Source organism: uncultured Flavobacterium sp. (genome assembly GCF_963925185.1).
Classification (GTDB): domain Bacteria; phylum Bacteroidota; class Bacteroidia; order Flavobacteriales; family Flavobacteriaceae; genus Flavobacterium.
In genome coordinates, this window is the sequence record NZ_CAWURC010000031.1 from 1 (window position 1) to 25,403 (window position 25,403).

The 25,403-nt window shown below is 33.6% G+C and carries 25 protein-coding genes; 9 read left to right on the forward strand and 16 right to left on the reverse strand.

The window, feature by feature from the left end; genetic code table 11:
* Positions 1-226: 226 nt before the first annotated feature.
* Positions 227-1,267: an agmatine deiminase family protein gene (locus tag AABM59_RS07320; protein WP_338408310.1), complete on the reverse strand. Its 1,041-nt coding sequence runs from the start codon at positions 1,265-1,267 to the stop codon at positions 227-229.
* Positions 1,268-1,269: 2 nt separating this feature from the next.
* Positions 1,270-2,157 carry a carbon-nitrogen hydrolase gene (locus tag AABM59_RS07325; protein ID WP_338408311.1) on the reverse strand — a complete coding sequence of 296 codons (888 nt, stop codon included), beginning with the start codon at positions 2,155-2,157 and terminating at the stop codon, positions 1,270-1,272.
* 525 nt (positions 2,158-2,682) lie between these two features.
* On the opposite strand from AABM59_RS07325, the gene ytxJ reads away from it, so the two are divergent.
* A complete protein-coding gene (gene ytxJ / locus AABM59_RS07330; protein WP_338408312.1) occupies positions 2,683-3,072 on the forward strand; it encodes a bacillithiol system redox-active protein YtxJ in 390 nt (129 codons plus the stop codon).
* 94 nt (positions 3,073-3,166) lie between these two features.
* On the opposite strand, the gene AABM59_RS07335 is transcribed toward ytxJ, so the two are convergent.
* Positions 3,167-3,808, reverse strand: coding sequence for a protein-L-isoaspartate(D-aspartate) O-methyltransferase (locus AABM59_RS07335; protein WP_338408313.1), 642 nt, complete (start codon positions 3,806-3,808; stop codon positions 3,167-3,169).
* A gap of 131 nt (positions 3,809-3,939) precedes the next feature.
* Between AABM59_RS07335 and AABM59_RS07340 the strand changes: the two genes are divergently transcribed.
* The 6 genes from AABM59_RS07340 to AABM59_RS07365 all read left to right on the forward strand — a co-directional run bounded on the left by AABM59_RS07340 (position 3,940) and on the right by AABM59_RS07365 (position 9,589).
* Positions 3,940-4,905, forward strand: coding sequence for a Gfo/Idh/MocA family oxidoreductase (locus AABM59_RS07340; protein WP_338408314.1), 966 nt, complete (start codon positions 3,940-3,942; stop codon positions 4,903-4,905).
* A gap of 41 nt (positions 4,906-4,946) precedes the next feature.
* On the forward strand, positions 4,947-5,834 hold the full coding sequence (locus AABM59_RS07345; RefSeq protein ID WP_338408315.1) for a 3-hydroxyacyl-CoA dehydrogenase NAD-binding domain-containing protein: 888 nt from the start codon (positions 4,947-4,949) through the stop codon (positions 5,832-5,834).
* A gap of 1 nt (position 5,835) precedes the next feature.
* Positions 5,836-6,477: a YggS family pyridoxal phosphate-dependent enzyme gene (locus AABM59_RS07350; RefSeq protein WP_338408316.1), complete on the forward strand. Its 642-nt coding sequence runs from the start codon at positions 5,836-5,838 to the stop codon at positions 6,475-6,477.
* A 74-nt stretch (positions 6,478-6,551) separates the two neighbouring features.
* Positions 6,552-7,913, forward strand: a complete 1,362-nt coding sequence (locus AABM59_RS07355; protein WP_338408317.1) for an exonuclease domain-containing protein — start codon at positions 6,552-6,554, stop codon at positions 7,911-7,913.
* Between the two features lies 1 nt (position 7,914).
* Positions 7,915-8,826, forward strand: a complete 912-nt coding sequence (miaA, locus tag AABM59_RS07360) for a tRNA (adenosine(37)-N6)-dimethylallyltransferase MiaA (RefSeq protein WP_338408318.1) — start codon at positions 7,915-7,917, stop codon at positions 8,824-8,826.
* A 22-nt stretch (positions 8,827-8,848) separates the two neighbouring features.
* Complete coding sequence (locus tag AABM59_RS07365) at positions 8,849-9,589, forward strand: acyl-ACP thioesterase domain-containing protein (protein ID WP_338408319.1); 741 nt, start codon at positions 8,849-8,851, stop codon at positions 9,587-9,589.
* Between the two features lie 52 nt (positions 9,590-9,641).
* Here the strand turns inward: AABM59_RS07365 and AABM59_RS07370 are convergent, their stop codons facing one another.
* From AABM59_RS07370 to AABM59_RS07425, 12 genes are all read right to left on the reverse strand, one after another.
* On the reverse strand, positions 9,642-10,358 hold the full coding sequence (locus AABM59_RS07370) for a response regulator transcription factor (protein WP_338408320.1): 717 nt from the start codon (positions 10,356-10,358) through the stop codon (positions 9,642-9,644).
* 3 nt (positions 10,359-10,361) lie between these two features.
* Positions 10,362-11,945 carry a HAMP domain-containing sensor histidine kinase gene (locus AABM59_RS07375; protein WP_338408321.1) on the reverse strand — a complete coding sequence of 528 codons (1,584 nt, stop codon included), beginning with the start codon at positions 11,943-11,945 and terminating at the stop codon, positions 10,362-10,364.
* Between the two features lie 71 nt (positions 11,946-12,016).
* Positions 12,017-12,601, reverse strand: a complete 585-nt coding sequence (coaE, locus tag AABM59_RS07380; protein ID WP_338408322.1) for a dephospho-CoA kinase — start codon at positions 12,599-12,601, stop codon at positions 12,017-12,019.
* A 1-nt stretch (position 12,602) separates the two neighbouring features.
* Positions 12,603-13,604: a glycosyltransferase gene (locus AABM59_RS07385; protein WP_338408323.1), complete on the reverse strand. Its 1,002-nt coding sequence runs from the start codon at positions 13,602-13,604 to the stop codon at positions 12,603-12,605.
* A 129-nt stretch (positions 13,605-13,733) separates the two neighbouring features.
* On the reverse strand, positions 13,734-14,924 hold the full coding sequence (gene fabV / locus AABM59_RS07390; protein WP_338408324.1) for an enoyl-ACP reductase FabV: 1,191 nt from the start codon (positions 14,922-14,924) through the stop codon (positions 13,734-13,736).
* Between the two features lie 63 nt (positions 14,925-14,987).
* Positions 14,988-16,640 (reverse strand): DNA repair protein RecN, encoded by a 1,653-nt coding sequence (recN, locus tag AABM59_RS07395; protein ID WP_338408325.1) that lies wholly within the window; start codon positions 16,638-16,640, stop codon positions 14,988-14,990.
* Positions 16,641-16,693: 53 nt separating this feature from the next.
* Complete coding sequence (locus tag AABM59_RS07400; protein ID WP_338408326.1) at positions 16,694-17,578, reverse strand: DUF4835 family protein; 885 nt, start codon at positions 17,576-17,578, stop codon at positions 16,694-16,696.
* Complete coding sequence (coaBC, locus tag AABM59_RS07405; protein WP_338408327.1) at positions 17,571-18,779, reverse strand: bifunctional phosphopantothenoylcysteine decarboxylase/phosphopantothenate--cysteine ligase CoaBC; 1,209 nt, start codon at positions 18,777-18,779, stop codon at positions 17,571-17,573. The genes AABM59_RS07400 and coaBC overlap by 8 nt, the downstream gene beginning before the upstream one ends.
* An 8-nt stretch (positions 18,780-18,787) precedes the next feature.
* Positions 18,788-19,105: a DNA-directed RNA polymerase subunit omega gene (locus tag AABM59_RS07410; protein WP_338408328.1), complete on the reverse strand. Its 318-nt coding sequence runs from the start codon at positions 19,103-19,105 to the stop codon at positions 18,788-18,790.
* A gap of 7 nt (positions 19,106-19,112) precedes the next feature.
* Positions 19,113-19,907: an outer membrane protein assembly factor BamD gene (gene bamD / locus AABM59_RS07415; protein ID WP_338408329.1), complete on the reverse strand. Its 795-nt coding sequence runs from the start codon at positions 19,905-19,907 to the stop codon at positions 19,113-19,115.
* Between the two features lie 133 nt (positions 19,908-20,040).
* Positions 20,041-20,928, reverse strand: a complete 888-nt coding sequence (gene dapA, locus AABM59_RS07420) for a 4-hydroxy-tetrahydrodipicolinate synthase (protein WP_338408330.1) — start codon at positions 20,926-20,928, stop codon at positions 20,041-20,043.
* Between the two features lie 7 nt (positions 20,929-20,935).
* Complete coding sequence (locus AABM59_RS07425; RefSeq protein WP_338408331.1) at positions 20,936-21,400, reverse strand: hypothetical protein; 465 nt, start codon at positions 21,398-21,400, stop codon at positions 20,936-20,938.
* A 102-nt stretch (positions 21,401-21,502) separates the two neighbouring features.
* Between AABM59_RS07425 and AABM59_RS07430 the strand changes: the two genes are divergently transcribed.
* Together AABM59_RS07430 and AABM59_RS07435 are read left to right on the forward strand one after the other, a co-directional pair.
* Positions 21,503-22,312 carry a 5'-nucleotidase gene (locus tag AABM59_RS07430; protein ID WP_338408332.1) on the forward strand — a complete coding sequence of 270 codons (810 nt, stop codon included), beginning with the start codon at positions 21,503-21,505 and terminating at the stop codon, positions 22,310-22,312.
* A gap of 139 nt (positions 22,313-22,451) precedes the next feature.
* Positions 22,452-23,366: a metallophosphatase gene (locus AABM59_RS07435; protein WP_338408333.1), complete on the forward strand. Its 915-nt coding sequence runs from the start codon at positions 22,452-22,454 to the stop codon at positions 23,364-23,366.
* Between the two features lie 13 nt (positions 23,367-23,379).
* Here AABM59_RS07435 and ligA read toward each other — a convergent pair whose 3' ends face one another.
* Positions 23,380-25,377 (reverse strand): NAD-dependent DNA ligase LigA, encoded by a 1,998-nt coding sequence (gene ligA / locus AABM59_RS07440; protein WP_338408334.1) that lies wholly within the window; start codon positions 25,375-25,377, stop codon positions 23,380-23,382.
* Between the last annotated feature and the right edge of the window lie 26 nt (positions 25,378-25,403).

Below are 25,403 nucleotides of genomic sequence, written 5' to 3' on the forward strand. Positions count from 1 at the left end.
GAAATTGATTTAATCAACATCAATGGACAGTTAATTCAAGTTGTCAAAAAACCTATTTTAGAAAACCAAAGTTATACTTTGGATAATTTACCGCAAGGGTTTTACTTATTGAAAATGACATCTGATAATCAATCAACAACCAAGACTATAATTGTAAACTAATTTCGGTCTAAAATTATACAAAAAAACACCAGCAGTTTTGTTGGTGTTTTTTTATGCTAAAATTTTATTCCGGAATTTGTTGGCTCAAACAATGCAAGGTTCCGAAACCCCAAATCAAATCTATAGCGTTAATCCCGATGATTTCTCTATCCGGAAAACAATCTGCAAGTATGTTCAATGCGTTTCTGTCATTGGAATCGTTGAAAGTAGGAACCAAAACACATTTGTTCAAAATCAAGAAATTCGCATAACTCGCCGGCAAACGAACTCCATCAAAATCGATGCGCTTTGGCATTGGAAGTTGAATGATTTTTGGAGATTTGCCGTTTTCCAGTTTGGAGTTTTGCAAGCGTTTTAAGTTGTCTTGCAAAGGTTTGTAATTATTGTCTTTTGGGTCAGATTCCACAATCGTGATAATAGTATCTTCGTTTACAAATCGGCATAAATCGTCAATATGTCCGTGGGTATCGTCACCTTCGATTCCGTTGCCCAACCAAATCACGTTGGTAATTCCCAAATATTCTTTGAAAACGGCTTCATAATCTGTTTTAGTGAAATTGGGGTTCCTAACCTGGATATTGGGATGTAGCAAGCACTCTTCAGAAGTCAACAATGTACCTTTTCCGTTAGTGTCAATGGCACCGCCTTCAACAATTACTGGTTTTCCGTTGTGTAAAACTGGGGTGACAGGAATATTTAGAAATTCGCCTACTTTCGTTGGAACCCATTTGTCCAATTGATAGTTGTTGTATTTTGCCCAACCATTAAAATTGAAGTCTAACGCTTCCTTTTTAGTTCCGTTTTTCACAATAATCGGACCCGAATCCCGCATCCAACTTCTGTTGGTTTTATGGATAATGAAAGAAACATTCGCCATATTTACAGCAGCTGTTTCCAGCATTTCAATGACTTTTGCTTTTAGTTTTTCATCGGCAACAATCAAAAAAACAGTTTCAAAAGAGGAAACTTTTTTGATGAATTCGACAAATACCCATTGAATCGGTTCGTATTTCCCTGGCCAATCTTTGCCATTATGCGGAAAACAAAGCAAAATCCCTTGTTGTTTTTCCCATTCGGCGGGGAATCTTCTCGTGTTTGCGCTCATAATTAGTCGATTGCTCTTTTCGTAATATCACCAAAAGCGTCGATTCTTCTATCTCTAAAAAACGGCCAATTCTGACGCACATTTTCTTGTAAATCTAAATCAACTTCGGCAATCAAGATTTCCTCTTTGTCGTGTGAGGCTTGCGCCAAAATTTCGCCTTGCGGTCCAGCAATAAAGGAAGAACCCCAAAACTGAATCCCAGCTGTTCCTTCGATATATTGTTCCAAACCAATTCGATTTGCAGCGGCAACATAAACGCCATTGGCAACAGCGTGACCTTTCATTACGTTCATCCAAGCGCCGTGTTGGTTTTCACCATATTCGTCTTTTTCCAATGGATGCCAGCCGATTGCCGTTGGGTAAAACAGCACTTCAGCACCTTGTAAAGCCGTCAAACGAGCCGCTTCAGGAAACCATTGATCCCAACAAATGAGCGTTCCAATTTTTCCTTTTTTGGTTGGGAAAGTTTTGAAACCAATATCGCCAGGCGTAAAATAAAATTTTTCGTAAAAATGTGGATCGTCCGGAATGTGCATTTTACGATACAATCCAGCTTCGGATCCATCAGTGTCGATGATGTAAGCGCTATTGTGGTAAATTCCAGCCATTCTTTTTTCGAAGAAAGGAACAATTATTACCACGCCTAATTCTTTTGCCAAAGCACTAAAAGCAATAAAAGAAGTGCTATACAATGGTTCAGCCAACTCAAAATTATCTACATCTTCACTCTGACAAAAATAATGGCTGCTGTACAATTCGGGCAATGAAATTACTTCGGCACCTTGACTGGCAGCATCGCGAACCCAAGACAAACATTTTTTTAAGTTGTTTTCAGCAACATCATTCAAATTCAATTGAATAACCGCTATTTTGTATTTATTCTTTGGCATAAGGCAAAATTTAGATTGCAAAAATAAGAATTTTTATAAAGAGTAGCGGTAAAGAGGATTGGAAAAGTTTGAATATGATTGAGATTGATTTCTTGATTTTTATTTATCTTTTTCTCGGTGTTTTCCAGTTGATTGATAAAATCTTTTTTCCACATTAGAATTCTATATTAGAAAGTTCGTTTTTTATGGGTTCCTCGATTATGATTTCTTGGAAACGTCTTTCGAGCGTTTTATCTTACTCAAAATATTTTTGATATTCATCTAATGTTGCTGTCCGTGACTTTGTTCCAATTTTTGGGAAAGCTGAATGGCTTCCCGCGATTTGATAGTAAATTTATTGATGGCCATTTTACTTTTATTTAAAGTTTAATGTTTGCAACGCCAGTTTACAGACGCTTGTGTCGAGTTTAAAGTTTTTGTACCTTTGGCAGGTAATATTCAAAAAGTCTTTTTATTGATAAAGTTACGATAAAATGACAGATAATGTAGCGTTTAAAAGTTATATAATTAATTAAAAATTACCTAATGAGTTTATTTTCAACTGTTTTTGGAAGTTCAGAGAATCAGAATCTATCCAACAGTAAAATCAATTGGATTCCATTAACAAACTTAGATCAACTGGATCAAATAGTAACACTTTCCAATGAAATACCAGTAGTGATTTTCAAGCATAGCACCCGTTGTAGCATTAGTAGGTTTGCTTTGAAGCAGTTTGAAAATGAATTTGATTTAGATGATAAGGTAGATGCTTATTTTTTAGATTTATTGGAATATCGAGACATTTCGAATGAAATTGCTTCTCGTTTTAATGCTTATCATCAATCGCCACAAGTGTTGTTGATAAAAAGCGAGAAATTAGTTTATAATGTTTCCCATAGTGATATTGACGCAACACTATTAAAGGAATATTTGTAAATTTTACAAATTTATTAATAAAAATGGTAGCGCTTTACCTTTAGTGACTAACCTGTTTTTATTGTAAAACGTACTAGCAATTGATGGATTAACTTTAATTTCTATTTTCCAACAACGGCACGAATTTAAAATCTCCAAACTCGTGTTTTTCAAATTGCGTTTCATTTTTTCTGATTAGCAATGTCATAATTTGGTTTTCTTCGCCAAGCGGAATTACCAGCCTACCTCCTATTTTTAGTTGTGCCATTAGGGCTTGCGGAATTATTGGCGCACCAGCCGTAACAACTATGCTGTCAAAAGGGGCGTGATTAGGTAACCCTTTATAACCATCCCCAAAAGAAAGGTGTTTGGGTCTTATACCTAATTTCGGCAACAAAATAGATGTTTGTTTGAACAGTTCATTTTGCCTTTCAACACTATAAACCTTAGCACCCATCAAACACAAAACTGCGGTTTGATAGCCCGAACCCGTTCCTATTTCGAGAATTTTATGATCTTTTTTTACTTCTAATAATTGACTTTGAAAAGCTACAGTATACGGTTGCGAAATGGTTTGTCCTGCACCAATTGGGAATGCTTTATCCTGATAAGCATAATCGGCAAAACTGGAATTCAAAAAAAGATGTCTCGGAATTTTCTTGATGGCTTCCAAAACAGTCACATCAGTAATCCCTTTTTCTTTCAAAAGGCTTACTAATTGATTGCGAAGTCCTTGATGTTTGGCGGTATCTTTCAAAGTGTAAATTAATATATTTCGGTAAAAATAACCTTTAATAATTCAAAAATCAAATAACAATTTCCAAAACTTTAAACCTTAAACTTCCTACTTTAAGCAAATAAATTATATTTTTGTTAAAAATACATTTTATGTTAAAAGTAGGTGTTTTAGGTGCTGGTCATCTCGGAAAAATACATTTAAGATTATTGCAACTATCCGATAAATACGAATTGGTCGGATTTTATGATGAAAATCAAGAAAATGGAGAGAAAGTTGCCAAAGAATTTGGATACAAACAATTTCATACTATTGCCACTCTTATTCACGCTGTCGATGTGATTGATATTGTAACTCCAACACTCTCGCATTATAAATGTGCCAAAGTTTCAATAAAATCCGGCAAACACGTATTTATAGAAAAACCCATCTCAAATACTGTTACCGAAGCGGAAGAAATCATTGCTTTAGCAAAAGAATTTAATATAAAAGGGCAAGTGGGCCACGTCGAAAGATTTAATCCTGCGTTCAAAGCGACTAAGGATATGATTGAAAATCCAATGTTTATAGAAACCCATCGATTAGCAGAATTTAATCCTCGCGGCACCGATGTTCCCGTAGTTCTTGACTTGATGATTCACGATATTGATGCGATTTTAAGTGTTGTAAATTCGAAAGTTAAAAATATCAATGCCAGCGGAGTTTCTGTGATTAGCGATACGCCAGATATTGCTAATGCTAGAATTGAATTCGAAAATGGATGTGTTGCCAATTTAACTGCTAGTCGAATTTCACTCAAAAACATGCGTAAATCACGCTTCTTCCAAAAAGATGCATACATATCAGTTGACTTTTTGGAGAAAAGATGTGAGGTTGTAAAAATGAAAGATGCTCCAGAAATTCCAGGAGATTTTGATATAATTCTACAAAATGCCGAAGGCGTAAAAAAACAAATCTACTTTTCGAATCCTGATGTGGAGCAAAAAAACGCCATTCTTGATGAATTGGAATCCTTTGCCGATGCGATTAACAACAATATAACTCCCGTTGTAACATTGGAACAAGCGACGGAAGCACTAAGAGTTGCTTATCAAATTATAGAGTGTTTTAAGAAGTAATTTTCAATTAAGCCAGTCTTTAAATCTTTCAATAAAGAATTATGAAAACAATAGCAGTAATCGGAGCAGGAACAATGGGTAACGGAATTGCGCATACATTTGCACAAAGTGGTTTCGCCGTAAAATTAATTGATGTTTCCGAAAAATCATTGGATAAAGGAATGGCCACCATTGCCTCAAATTTAGACCGAATGGTTGCAAAAGGAACCATTACCGAAGAAGACAAATTCAAAACCATAAGCAATATCATCACTTATACCGACATTAAAGATGGTGTTGTGGGAGTTGATTTGGTAGTTGAAGCTGCTACTGAGAACGTCGAATTAAAGCTAAATATTTTCAAACTATTAAACGAAGCTTGTTCCCATAATACGATTTTGGCAACGAATACTTCTTCCATTTCCATTACGCAAATCGGCGCTGTTGTTGCTCATCCGGAACGCGTTATTGGGATGCATTTTATGAATCCAGTGCCTATTATGAAACTAGTTGAAATCATCCGTGGTTACAACACGAGCGACGAAGTAACGAAAATCATTATGGATTTATCTGAAGAACTAGGCAAAACTCCAGTTGAAGTAAACGATTATCCTGGTTTTGTTGCCAATAGAATTTTGATGCCAATGATAAACGAAGCCATCGAAACCTTATATAACAAAGTAGCCGGTGTTTATGAAATCGATACCGTGATGAAGCTCGGAATGGGGCATCCAATGGGACCATTGCAATTAGCAGATTTTATTGGGCTAGACGTTTGTTTGGCAATTTTAAATGTGATGTTTGACGGTTTCAGAAACCCAAAATATGCGCCTTGTCCTTTATTGGTCAATATGGTTCGAGCAGGAAAACTAGGCGTGAAATCTGGCGAAGGTTTTTATGATTATAGCGAAAGTAAGAAAGCGGATAAAATCTCGAAACAATTTATTTAAAATGTCAATTGCACAAAACCTCCTCAAAATAAAATCCTCATTACCAGAAAACGTAACTCTTGTTGCCGTTTCTAAAACCAAACCCATTCCTGATTTGATGAAAGCTTACGATGCCGGTCAACGCATTTTTGGCGAAAACAAAATCCAGGAAATGGCCGAGAAATGGGAAGCAATGCCAAAAGACATCGAGTGGCATATGATTGGTCACGTGCAAACGAACAAAGTCAAATTTATGGCGCCATTCGTCAGCTTGATTCACGGTGTGGATAGTTTAAAACTTTTGCAAGAAATCAACAAACAAGCTCAAAAAAACAATAGAATCATTGATTGTTTGCTTCAAATATACATTGCCAAAGAAGAAAATAAATTTGGTCTTGATGAAGAAGAACTCAACTCGCTCCTAGCTTCCGCAGCATTTCAGGAAATGAAAAACATTCGAATCGTTGGGTTAATGGGAATGGCGACTTTTACAGATAATCAGAACCAAATCAGGAAAGAATTCACCCATTTGAAATCTATTTTTTATAAATTGGCACCACTACCCAAAACCATTTCTATGGGAATGTCTGGCGATTATCAACTCGCAATTGAATGCGGAAGTACGATGGTTCGGATAGGAAGTCGTATCTTTGGAGGAAGATAGTGGTTCGAAGCTGAATGATAATGATATTGCCTCGTTCCTCGCAATGACTGAATACTAAACACTGAACACTTATTTTGTACGCAATACTTGACATAGAAACTACTGGAGGACAATTCAACGAAGAAGGTATCACCGAAATTGCCATTTACAAATTTGACGGCCACGAAATCGTGGATCAATTCATCAGTTTAGTCAATCCTGAAATCCCAATCCAGCCTTTTGTAGTAAAGCTTACCGGCATAAATAACGCGATGTTGCAATCTGCTCCAAAGTTTTTTGAAGTAGCCAAACGCATTATCGAAATGACCAACGATTGTGTTTTGGTGGCTCATAATGCTGATTTCGATTATCGAATTTTACGCACGGAATTTCGCCGTTTGGGCTATGAATTCAATGTAAAAACACTTTGTACGGTCGAATTATCCAAAAAATTATTACCAGAACAACCTTCGCACAGTTTAGGAAAACTCGTTCGAGCCTTGGGAATCCCAATGGCAGAGAGACATCGCGCAAGTGGTGATGCCATGGCGACAGTGAAATTATTCAAAATGCTGTTGGATAAAGATTTAAATAAAGAGATTGTTAAAGAGCTCATCAAATTTGAAATTCAAAAGGGAATAGCGCCTAAATTAATGGATATTGTTGAAAGTTTACCTTCAAAAACGGGCGTTTATTACATTCATCGGGAAGATGGCAGCCTAATGTTTATTGGTAAAAGCCGAAACATCAAAAAGCGGGTCAATCAGCATTTTACCGGAATTACTCGAAGTGCCAAGAAAATTCAAAATGAAGTTTTTACAGTAACTTATGAAGAAACCGGAAGCGAATTAATTGCGCTATTAAAAGAATCCGAAGAAATTAAAATCAACAGACCCATTTATAATCGAATGTCCCCAAAAAGCAACTTTTCTTGGGCAATTTATGCCGAAAAGGATGCTAATGGATATCTCAATTTAAAATTGCAAAAAGCGGACGGCAGAAAAAAAGAAATTAAATCCTATACCTCATTGCAGGAAGGAAAAGATGCTTTATTTCGAATAAGTTCGCAATATAGTTTATGTCAAAAATTAACTGGTTTGTATGAAACCAAAACACATTGTTTTCAACACTCCACCAACAAATGCGATGGTGCTTGCAGTGGAAAAATTTCAACCTTAGAATATAATAAACGGGTTCATGCTTTTATAGAAAAAAACATATTTGAAAATAAATCTTTGGCAATTCTAGACAAAGGGCGAACAGTTACAGAGCGCAGTGCTATTTTGATTGAAAATGGCGTTTACAAAGGATATGCTTTTTATGATTTGAATTACCAAATCAACACGATCGAAATATTGCGAAACATTATCATTCCGATGCAAAGCAATCGCGATACTCGGAATAGTATTCAGGCTTATCTAAGAAAAAATAAGTATTTGAAAGTAGTAAATTTCTAGAATGGCTAAATACCTAATTACGATAGTCGGCCCAACAGCTATAGGAAAAACTTCCTTGAGTATTGCATTAGCACAACATTACAAATGCGATATTATTTCTTGCGACAGCAGGCAGTTTTTCAAGGAAATGAAAATTGGTACTGCAGTTCCTTCCTCTGAAGAATTGGCTGGAGCAAAACACCATTTCATCCAAAACAAATCCATTTTTGAAAATTATACGGTTGGCGATTTCGAGAAAGAAGCTATCTCTAAACTGGATGAATTATATTTAACCCATGATTTTGTTGTGATGGTTGGTGGTTCTGGATTATACGTGGATGCCGTTTTGAAAGGGTTTGATGCGTTTCCAGAAATTGATATTGCCATTCGTTTAGCCGTAAAACAAAACTACGAAAAATTAGGTTTAGACTATTTACAAACCGAATTAAAACTACGTGACCCAAACTATTTTGAAGTTGTAGCCAAAGAAAATCCACAACGAATGATGCGCGCTTTAGAAGTTTGTATTGGTTCCGAAAAACCCTATTCTTCGTTTTTAAATCAAATGAAAAACACAAGGAACTTCACTCCTATTCTTATCGGATTGGAGGCAGAAAGAAGTGTAATTTATGACAGAATCAATCAGCGAGTTGACGTAATGGTAAATGATGGTTTATTGGCCGAAGCTAAATATTTATTCACCTACAAATACTTGAATGCTTTACAAACTGTAGGTTATAGAGAATTATTCAGCTATTTTGATGGTGAAATTTCATTAGAATTTGCTATTGAAGAAATCAAAAAAAACACCCGACGATTTGCTAAACGACAACTTACTTGGTTCAAAAGAAATGAGGAAACAAAGTGGTTTGATTATCTTGCAGATAAGAATGATATCAGAAATTATATATCAGAAATAATTCATAATTCATAATTCATAATTCATAATTATTTATATGCCAATTTCACCAAATTTTACATCAAGTTTCAGCAAAGATTGGGAAATCAATTTTACGCAATGTATGCCAAATGGGTATTTAAAATATACTGATTTATGCAATCTTCTGCAATTAACAGCAGCTTCACATTCTGAAATTGGTGGAATCAGCTTTTCGGATATGCAAGAATTCAATCAAGCTTGGATTTTGAGTAAAATGAGGGTCGAAATTACTGAATTACCAAGATTGAAAGATATTGTAACGGTAAAAACTTGGATTAACACACTCGAAAATTCCCTTTCGATACGTGCCTTGGAAATGTATGTAAATGGGAATAAAATTGTGGGTTGCGAAACTTTTTGGGCGGTTTTCAATACGAATACAAGGAGTCTGGAACCATTGAATTTGCCATTCTCACATTTTGAATTGTTTCCTGAAAATAAAGCAACAAATAAATCTTTTTCAAAAATTAATCTACGTAATGAGAAGAAATTTATGGCAGAAAAAAGGGTTGTTCTGTCAGATTTAGACAATGTAAATCATGTGAATAACGTAAAATATATGGAATGGTGTCTCGATTTGATGAACGAAGAATTAATTTTGAATCAAAAAATTGAAAGTTTTGAAATGAATTTTATAAGAGAATTATCACTTCAAGATAAAGTTGTTATTCACAAAAATTTGAATGATGACTCAACGATTTATAGCATAACAAAAGAAGATAAAACTTGTTTTGCATTGCAACTAAATTTAAAATAAAAAGGCTTCAATTACTCAAAGCCTTTATTTTTTGATACAATTACTTTATTTTTTATGCAAGTACTTTATTTTTTACTACTAATCTAAATCCTTCTCCGTGAATGTTGAGAATTTCAACATTTGGATCTGGTTTGAGATATTTTCTTAATTTAGCAATATAAACGTCCATACTTCTTGAAGTAAAATAGTTGTCGTCTCTCCAAATTTTTGTTAAAGCCAGTTCTCTTGGCATCAAATCATTCTCGTGAAGAATCAACATCTTTAAAAGTTCGTTTTCTTTAGGAGATAATTTAACAGGTTCGTCAGCATCAAATGTCAAAAAACGAAGTTTTGAATTCAAATGAAATTTACCAATGTTAAATTCAAATTGAACCGGTTCCGTTTTAACACCAGAAGATTTTCTTTGGATTATGGCTCTGATTTTCATCAACAGTACCTCTGAATCAAAAGGCTTGTTTAGATAGTCATCAGCGCCAGCTTTGTATCCTTTTAATACATCCTCTTTCATAGATTTTGCTGTTAAAAAAATAATTGGGACTTCCTGATTTTTTTCTCTAATCTCTTTTGCCAATGTATAGCCATCTTTATAAGGCATCATTACGTCTAAAATACACAAATCGTAAGTGTCTTTTTTGAATTTTTCGAAGCCTTCCATTCCGTTTTTTGCTAAAGTAACATCAAAGTCATTTAGCATTAAATAATCTTTTAGGACTGCGCCAAAATTCAGGTCATCTTCTACTAAAAGAATTCTTTTATTTACATTTTCCATATTTTAATTTATTAATGGTATTTTTATTATGAAGGCACTTCCCTTTCCCTTTTCACTTTCTACAAAAATCTGACCATTATGATCATCTATAATTTTTTTTACATAAGCCAACCCTAATCCGTGACCTTTCACATTATGAATATCTCCAGTATGCTCACGATAAAATTTTTCAAAAACCCTTTTCTGGGCAATCTTACTCATTCCTATTCCTTTGTCTTTTATTTTAATAATGACAAAATCTTTTACATTTTCTGTAAAAACATCAATCTTGGGTACATCCGGTGAATATTTAATGGCATTCTCTAAGATGTTTACGATTACATTTATAAAATAAGCTTCATTTAATAAAACACCAGTTCGAACTGCATCAAAATGTTTCGTTATTTCTCCGTGTCTGTCTTCTAAAATTAAATTTACATGCTCAATAGCAACTTCAATAATTTCCTGAATATTACTAGATTCCTTGGCAATATCCAATTCTTTTTTTTCAAGTTTTGAAATTCTTAAAACATTCTCAACTTGGGCATGCATTCGTTTATTTTCGTCCTTAATCATCTGAATGTATTTCAAAACTTTTTCTTTATCATCAATAATTTTTGGGTTTTTTATGGCATCCAAAGCTAAGTTTATTGTAGCAATTGGAGTTTTGAACTCGTGCGTCATATTGTTGATGAAATCAGATTTAATTTCAGAGATATGACGTTGACGAATCAATTGATTCAAAGCACTTGAATAGGCAATAATAATGATCAAGGTAAAAATAATCGACAATAGTGTAATTCCAATTAGGTCTGTTATCAAGAATTTCTTTTTTTGAGGAAATGAAACTAATAATTGATATTTACTATTTCCTTCATTATCAGAAAATATTGAAATGGAATAGGTTGTGTTTTTATCATATTTAAACCTTTCCGATTTGACTTTAGTTGCCAATCCATTACTATAAATACCATATTCAAAAGGAGTTTTTACACCGTATTCTACTAATTCTTTCTTTAAAAGTTTAGCCAAACTTTCTTTCGAAACTCTTTCTTGTATAGGCATTGTCGTAGCAAGGTCCTTAAAAAATATTTGAAATTGAGCATTATCTAAAACGTCCAAATTTCCGGACTTTTCAATCTTGATATCAGGAGTTAATTTATGCTGATTTTTTGAATTGTCAAATTGATTATTATTGTAAACTTCAGTGACTCTCTTAGAATTAAAACTTTTAAATTTTACACTATCTAATTTTTTATCAAAGAACGTAGATGATATGCCGTAATCTTCACTTATTATACTGTTCGAATAAATAATTGTTTTATTGGTTTTGTTGTTTTTTTGAATGTAATAAAACTCCAATAAATCGTTTTTTTGAGGTATTTTACCTGTACTATCTTTATACTGATTGTATTTGTCATAAAAACTGTAAGCTTCCTGTCTTTGAATTTTATCTGACACATTACCCATAACCTGTTTAACGTGAAATTTAAATTGTTCGTCATTATTCTTAAACGAAGTATTAAACCAATAAACTTGTACTAAAATTATCCCAATTAAGGATAAACTCATTAACAAAACAAGTACTCTAAAAAAAAATTTATTCATCTATTCAAAGTTAGCATTTTAACACTATAAATAATAATAATTTAACCAAAGATTAACAACAATGGCTAAAATTATTGAATACGCAAAATTTTAATAATTTTCTTAATTTCTGACTTTGCGATTTCAGAATTAATATTCTCAATAACATAATCGCTTTTTGAAATTCGCCTCGCATCATCCCATTGCGTATTCATTCTTTTCAAAACATTTTCGCGAGTAGTGTTATCTCTCTTAACTACCCTCTGGATCCTAGATTCTAGTGGCGCAGTAACAGTAATTATCGAATCACAATTTTTATAACTGTCACTTTCGAATAAAATTGCTGCTTCATAAATAATAAACGGAGCGTTTTTATGTTCTAAAATCCAGTTGCCAAAATGTTTCTTTACAGCAGGATGAATAATGGCATTAAGTTGTTCTAATTTTTCGGGATTGTTAAATACAATTGCAGCTAGTTTTTCTCGATTTAAAATATTATTTTCAAAAAGTTCACCACCAAATATTTTTTTAATATCAGCTATAATTTCTAAAGATTGCATAATTTTTCTGGCTTGATCATCTGCAATGTAAACAGGAATTCCAGCTGCCATAAAGTGATTAGCAATTGTGGTTTTTCCACTTCCAATTCCTCCGGTTAAACCAATTGTTTTTGTCATATTATTTTTTAAAAAATAACTCTGGGAAAGCTTCTTGGGGCTTTTGTTTCAGAATAATGATTTTGATGAATGATTCCATAAAACCAGTTCCATAACCATAGAATTGTTTCCAAACCGCTTTTGTAGATAGATATCCAATTTTGAAACTTTTATTTTGGTATGCTGATACCAAAAACAATAATGAAAAATAAACAAAATACAATTGAAGCAATAAATCGTGGTTGAGAATTAACGACAGAAAAAGAGCAACTGCAAATCCGATTATAAAAATAGAGGGGATGAAAAAAGTAGGTTTATTGTATTTAGGATACCAGCTATTCAAAATTGGTCTGGCTTTGCCAAATTTATTTACCTGCACTGAGAATTTTCCCCAGTTAACCCTTCTTTTGTGATAGACGAAAGCTTTTGAAAAAAGTTTGGTTTCAAAACCCAATTCCCATAATCTTATTGTTAAATCAGGGTCTTCTCCAGGATGAATATTTCCGAAACCATTGGAAGCTTCAAAGGCTTTTCGAGACAATCCCATATTAAAACTTCGGGGTTGAAATTTATCGATTTTCTCTGAACCTCCTCTAATTCCACCAGTAGTAAGAAAAGAAGTCATAGCAAAATTGATGGCTTTTTGTATATCGGAAAAACTATCTAAAGCCTTATCAGGTCCGCCAAAACAATCTACATAATTTTCTTTTAGAGCATTGGCAACTTCTGTCAAATAGTTTTTTGGAATAATACAATCCGAATCGAAAATGATAAAATAATCTCCTTTTGATTTTTTCATTCCGAAATTTCTAGAATCTCCAGGACCTGAATTATCTTTGTAATAATAAGAAATAGACCGTTTATCATGATGTTTTTCTATCATGTCTTCACAACGTAACGTAGATCCATCTTCAATAATAACAATTTCAAAATCTTCATTATAATCTAACTGCGACAAACTCTCTAAAAGTTCGTCAACTTCATCAGGACGGTTATAAACTGGGATGATTAGAGAAAATAACATAATATTGTATTAAGGTTAGGACTTTTACGCTCAAATTCTTAACAAAGATAATCTTTATCTATAAAAAAACCACCACTAAAATCGTGGTGGCTTTAAACATTTTTATGTTTTAGAAAAGTATTTATTCCATTATATTATACTCGAAACACCTACCATTTCGTTAGCGTCTGTTAGATAATCCACTCCTTCAAATCCAAAACCAAAAAGGTTAAGAAAATCTTGTTTATACCCTTGTAAATCTCCTATTTCCGGTAATGCTTCTGAAGTAGCTTCCTCCCATAGGATAGCAATCTTTTCTTGAACTTCAGCACTCATTTCCCAATCGTCAATTCTAATTCTTCCTTTGTCATCTGTTGGGATTTCTTCTCCAGTGTAAAGTCTATCGTAAAATAAACGTTGGATTTGCTCGATGCAGCCTTCGTGAATTCCTTCTTCTTTCATTATTTTGTACAACAACGATATATACAAAGGAATAACCGGAATGGCGGAACTTGCTTGGGTAACCAATGCTTTATTCACGGAAACAAAGGCTTTTCCTTCGAGAGATTTTAAACTGTCCGTAATAGCAAAAGCAGTAGCTTCAAGATGATCTTTTGCACGACCGATAGTTCCTTTTCTATAAACAGCTTCGGTTAATGAGGGTCCAATATAAGAATAAGCTACAGTCGTTGCGCCTTTCGCTAAAAGATTTTCCGCTTTTAAAACATCTATCCACATAGCCCAATCTTCACCTCCCATTACCGCAACTGTATTTTCGATATCGTCACCTTGACAAGGTTCAATACTAATTTCGGAAACTATTCCGGTATGAAAATCGACAGTTTTATTAGTATAAGTAGAACCAATAGGTTTTAAAACCGAGCGATGCATCACGCCAGTAACTGGATGAACACGAACCGGGGAAGCCAAACTGTAAATAACTAAATCAATCTGACCTAGATCTGCTTTTATCAAATCTAAAGTTTGTTTTTTTATTTCATTCGAAAAAGCATCTCCGTTAATACTTTTTGCATATAAACCTTCTTTTTTAGCTTCGTTTTCAAATGCTGCAGAATTGTACCACCCTGGCGAACCTGGTCTTCCTTGAACTGGAGGTTTTTCAAAAAAAACGCCAATCGTTGCAGCGTCGGAACCAAAAGCACTTGTAATTCTTGATGCCATACCGAATCCGGTTGATGCCCCAATTACTAAAACTTTTTTAGGCCCATTTATTGGCCCTTTTGATTTGATATATTTGATTTGATTTTTTACATTTTGCTCGCATCCTTTTGGGTGAGATGTCAAACAAATAAATCCTCTCATTCTTGGTTCTATGATCATAATTGTAAGGTTGTTCAGTTAATCTATTATTGGGTTTAAAGTTGACAAATATAAGGAATTTCTTTAGCTCAACAAGGCTTTTGCGTGGTTTAATGCGGAATCAGAAACGACGGTTCCCGACAACATTTGCGCTATTTCAACTACTCGTTCCTCACTAGATAATAATTTCAATTCAGAAAGGGTTTCCTCTCCAATGGTTGATTTAGAAACTTTGAAGTGAGCTGTTCCTTTTGCGGCAATTTGTGGCAAATGGGTAATGGCAAAGATTTGCATTTTCTGACTCATCTCTTTCATAATTTCTCCCATTTTGTTAGCAATTTCCCCAGAAACACCTGAATCTATTTCATCAAAAATTAAAGTTGGCAGTTTTGAATATTGTGCCAAAACTGCTTTTACGGCCAGCATAATTCTTGACATTTCACCACCCGAAGCTACTTTTTTTAATAATCCAAAATCAGTTCCTTTATTTGCAGAAAACAAAAATTGGAGCTCATCTTTTCCGTTTTCGAAATAAGTTGAAATGGCATTAATGTCAATTTTAAAACGGGCATTTGGCATTCCTAAAGTTTCCAAAATTGCTATCAGCTTTTGAGTTAAAACTGGCACAGCGGCTACTCTATTTTTGTGAATTGAGGTTGACAAAGCATCTAATGCGTCTGTTTTTTGTTGAATCAAATTAGTCAATGCTAAAATTTCCGTTTCTAAATTTCCTATTTCTAAAAGTGAATTTTCTAAATTATTTTGTATTTCTAATAATTCATCAATCGAGGAAACTTGGTGTTTTTTTTGCAAACTGTAAATCACTTGCAACTTTTGGCTAATCAAATCCAATTGTTCTGGATCATTGACCAATTTATAGGAACAACGATTCAATTCCTCTGAAATATCATCAAACTCAATAGTTAAACTCGTTATTCTCTCTAATAAAGAATGATATTCTGGCGAAAATATTGCTATTTTTTGCAAGGAAACCTTGATTTCCTTCAAGTTGTGCATCACTCCTATTTGTTCTTCATTGGCAATAGCCAAAGATTTATCTATCGATTCCTTTATAATTTCGACATTATTCAGTTTTTCAAAATCACCTTCAAGGACTTCTTGTTCACCCGATTTTAAATTTGACACCACTAATTCATCCAACAAAAAAGTATTGTATTCCTGTTCTTTGATAGATTCAGCTTGTTTTGTAAGGAGCAGATTTAATTTTGATTTATCCGATTTATAGCTTTTTAAAAGCGTTTGATAATCTAAAACACCTACTTGATTATCTGCAATGCCGTCAATAATTTCGAACTGGACTTTTTCATCGGAAAGTTCCTGTGTTTGATGTTGCGAATGAATATCGATTAAAAGCAAACTCAATTCCTGTAATTCCTGAAGATTTACGGGACTGTCATTGACAAAAGCCCTCGATTTTCCGGAAGGTAAAATTTCACGGCGAATGATGGTTTCGTCTTCATAATCTAAGTCATTGGATTCGAAAAAAGAGTTCAATTTATATTTTGAGATTTCGAAATGAGCTTCGATAACACACTTTTCTTCTTTGTTTTTCAAGGAAGTCAGGTCGGCCCTTTTTCCTAATACCAATCCTAAAGCGCCTAAAATTATTGATTTTCCTGCCCCTGTTTCTCCTGTAATAATCGAAAATCCTTTTGAAAAATCGATGGCTAATTTTTCTATTAAAGCATAGTTTTTTATCGACAAGGAAGTAATCATTTCTGTAGTTTTTGTGATGAAGAACCAGTAATATTTAAGAATTTAAAATTCAATTAATATTTAATCATCGCCCATTTACTGGAGTTCAAAGGAGATGTTTTACTTAAATTATCGACTAAATCTGATATCGAAATACTTGGACCTCCAGAAAAGATAGAAACAATTTCGTCTGATTTAGCATCAAAAAAAATTCGAGTCAAATAAGCATTGGGTTTAGATTGATTCAGTTCCCCAAGATTGAGTAAAGCACTTTTTATTTTTTCTTTTGCTGCTTTTAAATCTTTACTCATTATATCTAGGCCTGAATGATAATCATATCCTGTCTGGCGAACTTCATTATATACCGGAGACAATAAATCGTTTATCAAAAAATATCTGTTTTGGTTTCCGTCAGTTTGTTTCCAACCTCGATAACCGCCTTCTTGAGCAACATTCGATATGTTTTGAGCGATTTTGAAATAAGGAGTTCCTTCTAAAGTCATAAAACTATCGGCGTCCATTCCTAATATTATGTAGCTGTAAAAAGACACCACAGATACTAGATTGGATTCAAAGGAGTTAGGATTAAAATTTAAACTTTCAAACTCTGTATAATTAAAGCTAAAATCTTTGTCGTTGAAATTTAGAATTGGTGATGAATATGACGAATTATAAACTGGTCTTGAAGATTGAACTTGAATTGTTGCAACATATTGATTGGAATTGTTGGATAAAATGGTAATATACATTGAACAATTTATTTTCTCGTTTTGTTTAAACGTTTTCTCTGTCCATTGTGTTTGATTTACAAATTCACTTAATGAAGTTTCCAAAGTTTTAAAAACCTGTTGATTGGCATTCGATAAATTTTGAACATTTACTGTCAGGATACAATTCAATTCTTGTGCATGAACACTGCCAAGAATCATCAGTAAAAATATACTTAAAATGTTACGCATAATGTGCTATTACTTTGTTTAAAATATCATCGGCAACGGCTTCCTTAGATTTCAATTTCATTGGTTCTACCTTGAATTTTTTGTCGATGAAAGTGATTTTATTGGTCGACTTTCCAAAACCGGCTCCTTCATCCTGTAAAGAATTAAGAATGATCAAATCTAGGTTTTTTTTCTGAATTTTCAACTTTGCATTTTCTATTTCATTCTCGGTTTCCAATGCAAAGCCAATTAAAAACTGGTTTTTCTTTATTTCGCCCAATGAAGCCAGAATATCTTTCGTTTTTTCGAGTTCAATGCTAAAATCATCTGCTGCCTTTTTAATTTTTTGGATTGCTATATTCCTTGGTTTATAATCAGCAACTGCAGCGGCAGCAATCATCACATCCACATCTTCAAAATATTGATGACAAGCATCATACATTTCCTTAGCCGAGACTACTCGAACGACTTTTACTAAATTATTTTCTATCGTAAAATGAGAAGGTCCAGAAACCAAGATTACCGAAGCGCCAAGATTTGCGGCGCTTTTTGCAATATCATAACCCATTTTTCCTGATGAATAATTTCCTATAAAACGCACGGGATCTATTGCTTCGTATGTTGGTCCGGCAGTAATTAGTATTTTTTTTCCTTTTAGAGGCAACCTACTTTCTAAATCGGCTTCGAGAAAAGCAATAATATGTTCTGGTTCAGCCATTCTTCCTTCGCCAGATAAACCGCTTGCTAATTCGCCACTTTCGGCAGGAATTATTGTGTTACCAAACTGCTCTAACTTCTTAAAACTGGCAATTGTCGATGGATGAATGTACATATCTAAATCCATTGCTGGAGCAAAATAAATGGGGCATTTTGCGGATAAATAAGTAGCAATTAAAAGGTTATCGCAAATGCCATTTGCCATTTTCGACAATGTATTTGCAGTTGCAGGAGCAATAACCATCAAATCTGCCCAAAGTCCTAATTCGACATGACTATTCCATTTTTCATTTTCTTCGTCTTGGTCGTAAAAACTAGAATAAACGGGGTTTTTTGATAATGTAGATAATGTAAGAGGCGTTATAAAATCCTTAGAAGCAGGTGTCATTATCACTTGGACATGTGCACCTGCTTTTATGAAAAATCGAACTAATGTAGCAGTTTTATAGGCTGCAATTCCACCGGAAATTCCCAGTAAAATTTTTTTCCCTTTTAAAACTGACATAATCAATATTATTTATTTCCTTCTCTGTGGTAGATTTTTCCATCTAACCATTCTTGAACTGCTAAAGCGTGTGGCTTAGGTAATTTTTCGTAAAATTTTGAAACCTCGATTTGCTCTTTGTTTTCAAAAACTTCTTCAAGACTGTCGTTATAGGTAGCAAATTCTTCCAGTTTTTCAGTCAATTCTTTTTTGATTTCAGAATTGATTTGATTTGCTCTTTTGGCCATAATAGTTATTGCCTCATACACATTTCCTGTAGGCTCTTCAATTACATTTTTATTGTACGTAATTGTATTTACTGGAGCATTTGTCTTTCTTAAATCCATGGCTTATTTATTTAGTGAAATTTTGTAAATCCTTTTCAATTTTAGCTAACATATCGTCAGCATTTTTTTTATATTTTGTATTGGCTTCAAATTTTATCAAATTAGAATAGGCCGTCTTTGCAACATTTAATCGTTCTTGCATTTTAGCAGGAACGCTATTAATTCCGAGTTGATAAGCTGAATCTAATTTATAATACAAAGCATCTTCTTTGAAAGGTGTTCCTGGATAATCAGCAATAAAGTTATCTAAAGACACTATTGCCGACTTATAATCCATAATGGTGTTGTATCCCTTTGCATTTTCAAATACTTTTTTCTCTACTTTTTCATTTAATTCTTTTAGCGTTTTATTTGCTTCAGCCATATATGGCGAATTTGAATACGTATCTATAAATGATTGCAATTTGTCTATTGCCTTGAAAGTATCGGTTTGATCTAAACTATAAATTGGCGAAAGCATCGAAAAACTTTTAGCTCCTAAAAAAGCCGCTTCTTCTATTTTTTCACTTTTTGGATAACCCGAAACAAAACTTTCAAACTGGTATGCAGCTAAATAATATTGTTTTGTTTTATAATAGGATTGCGAAAACATATAAAACAATTTTTCTGCTTGAGGTTTTCCCCTATAAGCTGGTGCAATTTGTTCAAAAAGTCGAATGGCTTTCGAATAGTTTCCAGCATCATACAATTTAGTTGACATTTCAAACTTTACGGCAACATCTTCGTTTTTTAATGCTTTTTGATATTCGCTACAAGAGCCAAAAACTATAACAACAAGTAATAGAGAAATTATTTTTTTCATTTTATTTTTTTACTTTTTTTGATTTATTAGTTATTTCGAACTTGCATAAATCTTGCCTAAGTTTAGGTGGCAAATTTAGTTATTAATTTAGCTACTACAAAATATATTTTTGCTTAATAAATAAAGGTAATTTTTAGGCTAATTTATTGATTAATTCTACAAATTGATTAATCCTGCTTGTTAGTGATTCATCCGTTTTTACTAATGGTAAGCGAACCGTATTCTCTGCTATTCCTAGTGACCGGAAGACTTGTTTGATTCCTGCAGGATTTCCCTGTTCGAAAATCATGTCGATACAATCCATAAAAAGGTAATGGATTTTGTTTGCATCATTTACTTTTCCGTTTAAACCCAAGCGAATCATTTCTGAAAATTCTTTTGGAAAACCTTGTCCAATTACCGTAATTACACCAGCACCTCCAGCTAAAACCATTGGTAAAGCAATCATATCATCTCCAGATATAACAAGAAAATCTTTTGGCTTGTCTTTTATTAATTTCATTGCTTGTATCATATCGCCTGCCGCTTCTTTAACGGCAACGATGTTTTTGAAATCATTTGCCAAACGCAAAACAGTTGATGGCAACATATTTACTCCTGTTCTACTTGGAACGTTATATAAAATTACTGGAACTGGGGAAGCTTCGGCAACTGCTTTAAAGTGCTGGTAAATTCCTTCCTGCGTAGGTTTATTGTAATAGGGAGATACTGATAATATGGCAGCAAATTGAGACATATCTCTCATTTTTAATTCTTCGACGATTTTTGCTGTGTTGTTCCCTCCTAGCCCAAGTACTAATGGCAATCTGCCTATGTTGGTTTCTGTTACAGTTTTTATGACTAGTTCTGTTTCTAATTGTGACAATGCGGCATTTTCTGCGGTTGTACCAAGAATCACAAGATATTCGACTCCGCCATCGATTGAATAATTTACAATTCTTTTTAATGCTTCCGTATCGATTGAAAAGTCTTCTCTAAAAGGAGTTACGAGTGCAACACCTGTACCTATAAATGATTGCATAGTGAGTTTATATTTTGTTTAATATTTTTAAATACCGGAATGATTCCTGAACAAAAACTTTGTAATTTTCAGCATTTGTATTAATCATCAAATGATTTAATCTTTTATCTATAGATGAAAATCCAACTTTAAATTGCGCTTTAGAATTGTGAGTAATTGTTAATAAAATTGCTTTTTCGACATCGTAATAACTAATTAATAAATCAAATTCTTCATTGATAAAATCGTTGACCTCTGGATTTATAATTTCACCTTTCCAATTAAGATGTTTGATGCCAAATGTTGGTTTCGAATAAACCTCATTATTCTTTAGTTTGTCTCTGTAAACGATAATTTTTATGTTTTGTTCTTGAATTCCATTAGCTACTAATTCCTTCGTCAAGTCTTCTTTTTCGAAAAAATAACTTTCATCGACGAGTACACCAACAGATTGCGTTGAATTAGAGAGCGTGACACTCCTTACATTTTGCAAACTATTTTTTAATATTTTAATTAAAAAAAAATTCTTTAAATAATTTAAAAACATATTATATTTACCATATTACAAAATTAAATTAATTAAGTCGCATTTCAAATGGTAAATCTAAAAAAGTATACTGGTGTTTTAAATCTTTTTGTTATATTATTAACACTTTTTTTTATTGTTTCTTGCGGTAAACAAAATTATTATGTTTCTAAAATTGAAGGGAAACGTATACCAATTACCGAGAAAGAGAATCAAGTTATTGGTTCAAATGCAAGAAACGAACAAACGGAGCAAATTGAAAATTATATTAAACCTTATCGGGAACACATTAACAAAGATTTAGACAGTGTTTTGGCTTATTGCCCAACAACATTAGACAAAAGCAATGGGAAATGGCAAACCACTATTGGTAATTTGATGGCTGATGTTACTTTAAAACAAGGACAATTGGTTTTTCAAGCTAGAGAAAAAAAGAATATTGATTTATGTCTGCTTAATAATGGTGGCATTCGGTCCGTTCTTCCTAAAGGAAATGTTACTTCGAGAACTGCTTATGAAATTATGCCTTTTGAAAACAGTCTTGTTGTTATAGCATTAAAGGGAGAACAAATATTTGAATTGGTCGATTATTTTATCGCCGCTAAAAAACCGCATCCTTTATCAGGAATTACCTTTACAATTAGCAAAGACAATACTGCAAAAAACATTTTAGTTCAAGAAAAGCCTGTCGAAAATGACATCGTATATTATGTTGCTACCAATGATTATTTAGCAAACGGGGGCGACAGCATGAATTTCTTTAAAAAAGGGGTTCAAAAATTTGATTTAGATTACAAATTAAGAAATGTCCTGATAGATTATTTCAAGGAAGTGGACACTATTCCAATGATTAATGACGTGAGGGTTAGTGTTGAATAAAAAAGTGACGATTATTACAAAATATCATAAATATCTAAATGTCCTAGCCTCGATTGCAGAGAAAATCCTTTTATTTTTTTCTTTAAAAAAATAAAAGATTGTAACGGAAAGCGGGAAATAGCTCCAAAAAAAAGAAGAAATGAAAAGAAGAGATTTTATCGAAAAAACTGCTGCAGGTACAGCAATGTTGGGTTTAGGATTGTCGTTGAGTAGCTTTAAATCTTCCGATATTAAACATATTACAATATTACATACTAACGACGTTCACAGTCATATTGACCCTTTCCCAATTGATCATCCTAGAAACCCAAACATGGGTGGCGTTTCGAGAAGAGCGGCATTAATTGAAAGTATTCGTCAGGAAAACTCAAATGTTTTGCTGCTTGACGCTGGCGATATTTTTCAAGGAACACCTTACTTTAATTATTATGGTGGCGAATTGGAATTTAAATTGATGAGCATGATGAAATATGATTTATCAACGATAGGCAATCACGATTTTGACAATGGTGTGGATGGTTTAACTGCCCAAATGCCTCACGCCACGTTCGAATTTGTTTCGGCAAACTATGATTTTAAGAACACTTCGATGGCTGGTTTTGTGAAACCATATAAAATTTTTAATAAAAACGGAATAAAAGTGGGCGTTTTTGGACTTGGGATAGAACTTGAAGGCCTTGTTGACAAACAAATGTACAAGGAAACAGTTTATAATAATCCGCTAGAGTCGGCTCAAGATATGGTTCGAATCTTAAAAAAGGAAAATAAATGTGACTTGATAATTTGCCTTTCGCACCTTGGATATAAGTACGGAAAAGAAGATTCGAAAAGAATTTCCGACTTAAAACTGGCACAACTCACCAAAGATATTGATTTGATTATTGGCGGTCATACCCATACTTTTCTTGATAAACCAAACATTGTGAAAAACTTGGACGGAAAAGAAGTTTTGGTCAACCAAGTGGGTTGCTATGGCATAAATCTTGGGCGAATTGACTTTTATTTAGAAAATGATAAAGCAAAATCATCTATTGGAAAATCAATTATTGTTTGATTTTTTTATTTAACTACTGAAGCATTTCCATAAAATCCATTTCTGAAATAATCGGAATATTAAGCTTGACAGCTTTTTCTAATTTTGCTGGCCCCATATTTGCTCCAGCAACGACATAATCTGTTTTAGCAGAAATAGAACTTCCTACTTTAGCACCATTATCTTCGATTGCTTTCTTCAAATCGTCTCTCGAAAATTGTTCAAAAACTCCCGAAACAACGAAGGTTTTACCGGAGAGTTTGTCTGTGGCATTTGGATTTATTTTTTGGAGAATTTCAAATTGAATACCAAACCTTTTTAAACGTTCGATTGTAATTCTATTTTCTTGATTTTCGAAAAAATCAATAACGCTTTGTGCAATACGCTCCCCAATTTCGTCTACCAAAACTAAATCCATCAAACTGGCTTGACTTAATGCATCTATGTTTTTATAATGTTTGGCCAGTTTTTTCGCCACTGTTTCACCTACGAATCGAATTCCAAGAGCGTACAATACTCTTTCGAAAGGAATATTTTTGGAGTTTTCGACGCCGCGTACCAAGTTTTCTGCCGATTTTTGAGCCATTCTTTCTAAAGGTAGAATTTGACTTAAGGTCAATTCATATAAATCAGCATAATTATGAACTAGTCCGTTGTTGTAAAGCAAAGCCACGGTTTCTCCGCCAAGACCTTCGATATCCATTGCTTTCCTCGAAATATAGTGTTGAATTCTCCCCATAATTTGCGGAGGGCAGCCATAAAAATTAGGACAATAATGATTGGCTTCTCCTTCGCCACGGATTAATTCCGTGTTGCATTCCGGACAATGAGTAATGTATTTTGTGGGTTCGGAATTGGCTGGTCGTTTGCTCAAATCCACGGCAATTATTTTTGGGATAATTTCGCCTCCTTTTTCAACAAAAACTTCATCACTAACTCGAATATCTAATTTTTTAATTTGGTCTGCGTTATGCAATGAAGCGCGTTTTACTATGGTTCCCGCTAATTGTACTGGAATTAAATTAGCAACTGGAGTGATTGCTCCAGTTCTTCCTACTTGATAGGAAATCGAGTTTAATTTTGTGGAAACTTGCTCTGATTTGAATTTATAGGCGATAGCCCAACGCGGAGACTTAGCAGTAAATCCCAATTCGTCTTGGTAATGAAATGAATTTACTTTTATTACTACTCCGTCGGTTTCATAAGGCAAATTATGTCGATGTATGTCCCAGTAATCGATGTATTGAAAAACCGCCTCTAGACTCTGTGCTAATTCGGCTTCCTTTGGTACTTTGAAACCCCAATTCCGAGCATTTTTAAGGCCTTCAAACTGGGATTTGAAAGGTAATTTATTTCCAATGATGAAATACAGCAAACAATCTAATGGACGTTTTGCTACCTCAGCACTGTTTTGTAATTTTAAACTTCCCGAAGCTGTATTTCGAGGATTGGAATAAGGTGTTTCCCCAATTTCTATTAATTCCTGATTCATTCTTTCAAACCCTGCAAAAGGCAAAATGATTTCGCCACGAACATCAAATTTATCAGGAAAATCACCTTTCAATTTTAAAGGAATTGATTTTATGGTTTTTATATTATTCGTAACGTCATCCCCTTGAACACCATCGCCACGAGTAACAGCCCGTTTTAGCTTTCCGTTTTCATAAGTGATACTAATTGACGCTCCATCATATTTCAATTCGCAGGTGTATTCTAAAGAAACATCGCCCAACACTTTTTGGATGCGCTTTTCCCAATCTAATAATTCGTCTTTGGAATAGGAATTGTCTAGAGAATACATGCGGTATTCGTGGGAAACTGTTTTAAAATTCTTAGTGATTGTTCCTCCAACTCGTTGTGATGGAGAATTTTCGTCAAAGAATTCTGGATGCGTCTCTTCAAATTCTTGAAGTTGTTTGAGTTTTTGGTCAAATTCAAAATCGGAAATTGTTGGCCTATCCAAGACATAATAATTATGGTTGTGTTGATTTAGTTCTTCTCGTAATTTTTGAATTGTATTTTGAATCTCCATGAAAAATAAAATTGGCTATTTTAGTC

Excerpts from the sequence above, each read along its gene's own strand:
- AABM59_RS07320 (WP_338408310.1), bottom strand. The coding sequence starts at position 1,267 with ATGAGCGCAAACACGAGAAGATTCCCCGCCGAATGGGAAAAACAACAA.
- AABM59_RS07325 (WP_338408311.1), bottom strand. The coding sequence starts at position 2,157 with ATGCCAAAGAATAAATACAAAATAGCGGTTATTCAATTGAATTTGAAT.
- ytxJ (WP_338408312.1), top strand. The coding sequence starts at position 2,683 with ATGAGTTTATTTTCAACTGTTTTTGGAAGTTCAGAGAATCAGAATCTA.
- AABM59_RS07340 (WP_338408314.1), top strand. The coding sequence starts at position 3,940 with ATGTTAAAAGTAGGTGTTTTAGGTGCTGGTCATCTCGGAAAAATACAT.
- AABM59_RS07345 (WP_338408315.1), top strand. The coding sequence starts at position 4,947 with ATGAAAACAATAGCAGTAATCGGAGCAGGAACAATGGGTAACGGAATT.
- AABM59_RS07350 (WP_338408316.1), top strand. The coding sequence starts at position 5,836 with ATGTCAATTGCACAAAACCTCCTCAAAATAAAATCCTCATTACCAGAA.
- miaA (WP_338408318.1), top strand. The coding sequence starts at position 7,915 with ATGGCTAAATACCTAATTACGATAGTCGGCCCAACAGCTATAGGAAAA.
- AABM59_RS07365 (WP_338408319.1), top strand. The coding sequence starts at position 8,849 with ATGCCAATTTCACCAAATTTTACATCAAGTTTCAGCAAAGATTGGGAA.
- AABM59_RS07370 (WP_338408320.1), bottom strand. The coding sequence starts at position 10,358 with ATGGAAAATGTAAATAAAAGAATTCTTTTAGTAGAAGATGACCTGAAT.
- AABM59_RS07375 (WP_338408321.1), bottom strand. The coding sequence starts at position 11,945 with ATGAATAAATTTTTTTTTAGAGTACTTGTTTTGTTAATGAGTTTATCC.
- coaE (WP_338408322.1), bottom strand. The coding sequence starts at position 12,601 with ATGACAAAAACAATTGGTTTAACCGGAGGAATTGGAAGTGGAAAAACC.
- AABM59_RS07385 (WP_338408323.1), bottom strand. The coding sequence starts at position 13,604 with ATGTTATTTTCTCTAATCATCCCAGTTTATAACCGTCCTGATGAAGTT.
- fabV (WP_338408324.1), bottom strand. The coding sequence starts at position 14,924 with ATGATCATAGAACCAAGAATGAGAGGATTTATTTGTTTGACATCTCAC.
- recN (WP_338408325.1), bottom strand. The coding sequence starts at position 16,640 with ATGATTACTTCCTTGTCGATAAAAAACTATGCTTTAATAGAAAAATTA.
- AABM59_RS07400 (WP_338408326.1), bottom strand. The coding sequence starts at position 17,578 with ATGCGTAACATTTTAAGTATATTTTTACTGATGATTCTTGGCAGTGTT.
- coaBC (WP_338408327.1), bottom strand. The coding sequence starts at position 18,779 with ATGTCAGTTTTAAAAGGGAAAAAAATTTTACTGGGAATTTCCGGTGGA.
- AABM59_RS07410 (WP_338408328.1), bottom strand. The coding sequence starts at position 19,105 with ATGGATTTAAGAAAGACAAATGCTCCAGTAAATACAATTACGTACAAT.
- bamD (WP_338408329.1), bottom strand. The coding sequence starts at position 19,907 with ATGAAAAAAATAATTTCTCTATTACTTGTTGTTATAGTTTTTGGCTCT.
- dapA (WP_338408330.1), bottom strand. The coding sequence starts at position 20,928 with ATGCAATCATTTATAGGTACAGGTGTTGCACTCGTAACTCCTTTTAGA.
- AABM59_RS07430 (WP_338408332.1), top strand. The coding sequence starts at position 21,503 with ATGGTAAATCTAAAAAAGTATACTGGTGTTTTAAATCTTTTTGTTATA.
- AABM59_RS07435 (WP_338408333.1), top strand. The coding sequence starts at position 22,452 with ATGAAAAGAAGAGATTTTATCGAAAAAACTGCTGCAGGTACAGCAATG.
- ligA (WP_338408334.1), bottom strand. The coding sequence starts at position 25,377 with ATGGAGATTCAAAATACAATTCAAAAATTACGAGAAGAACTAAATCAA.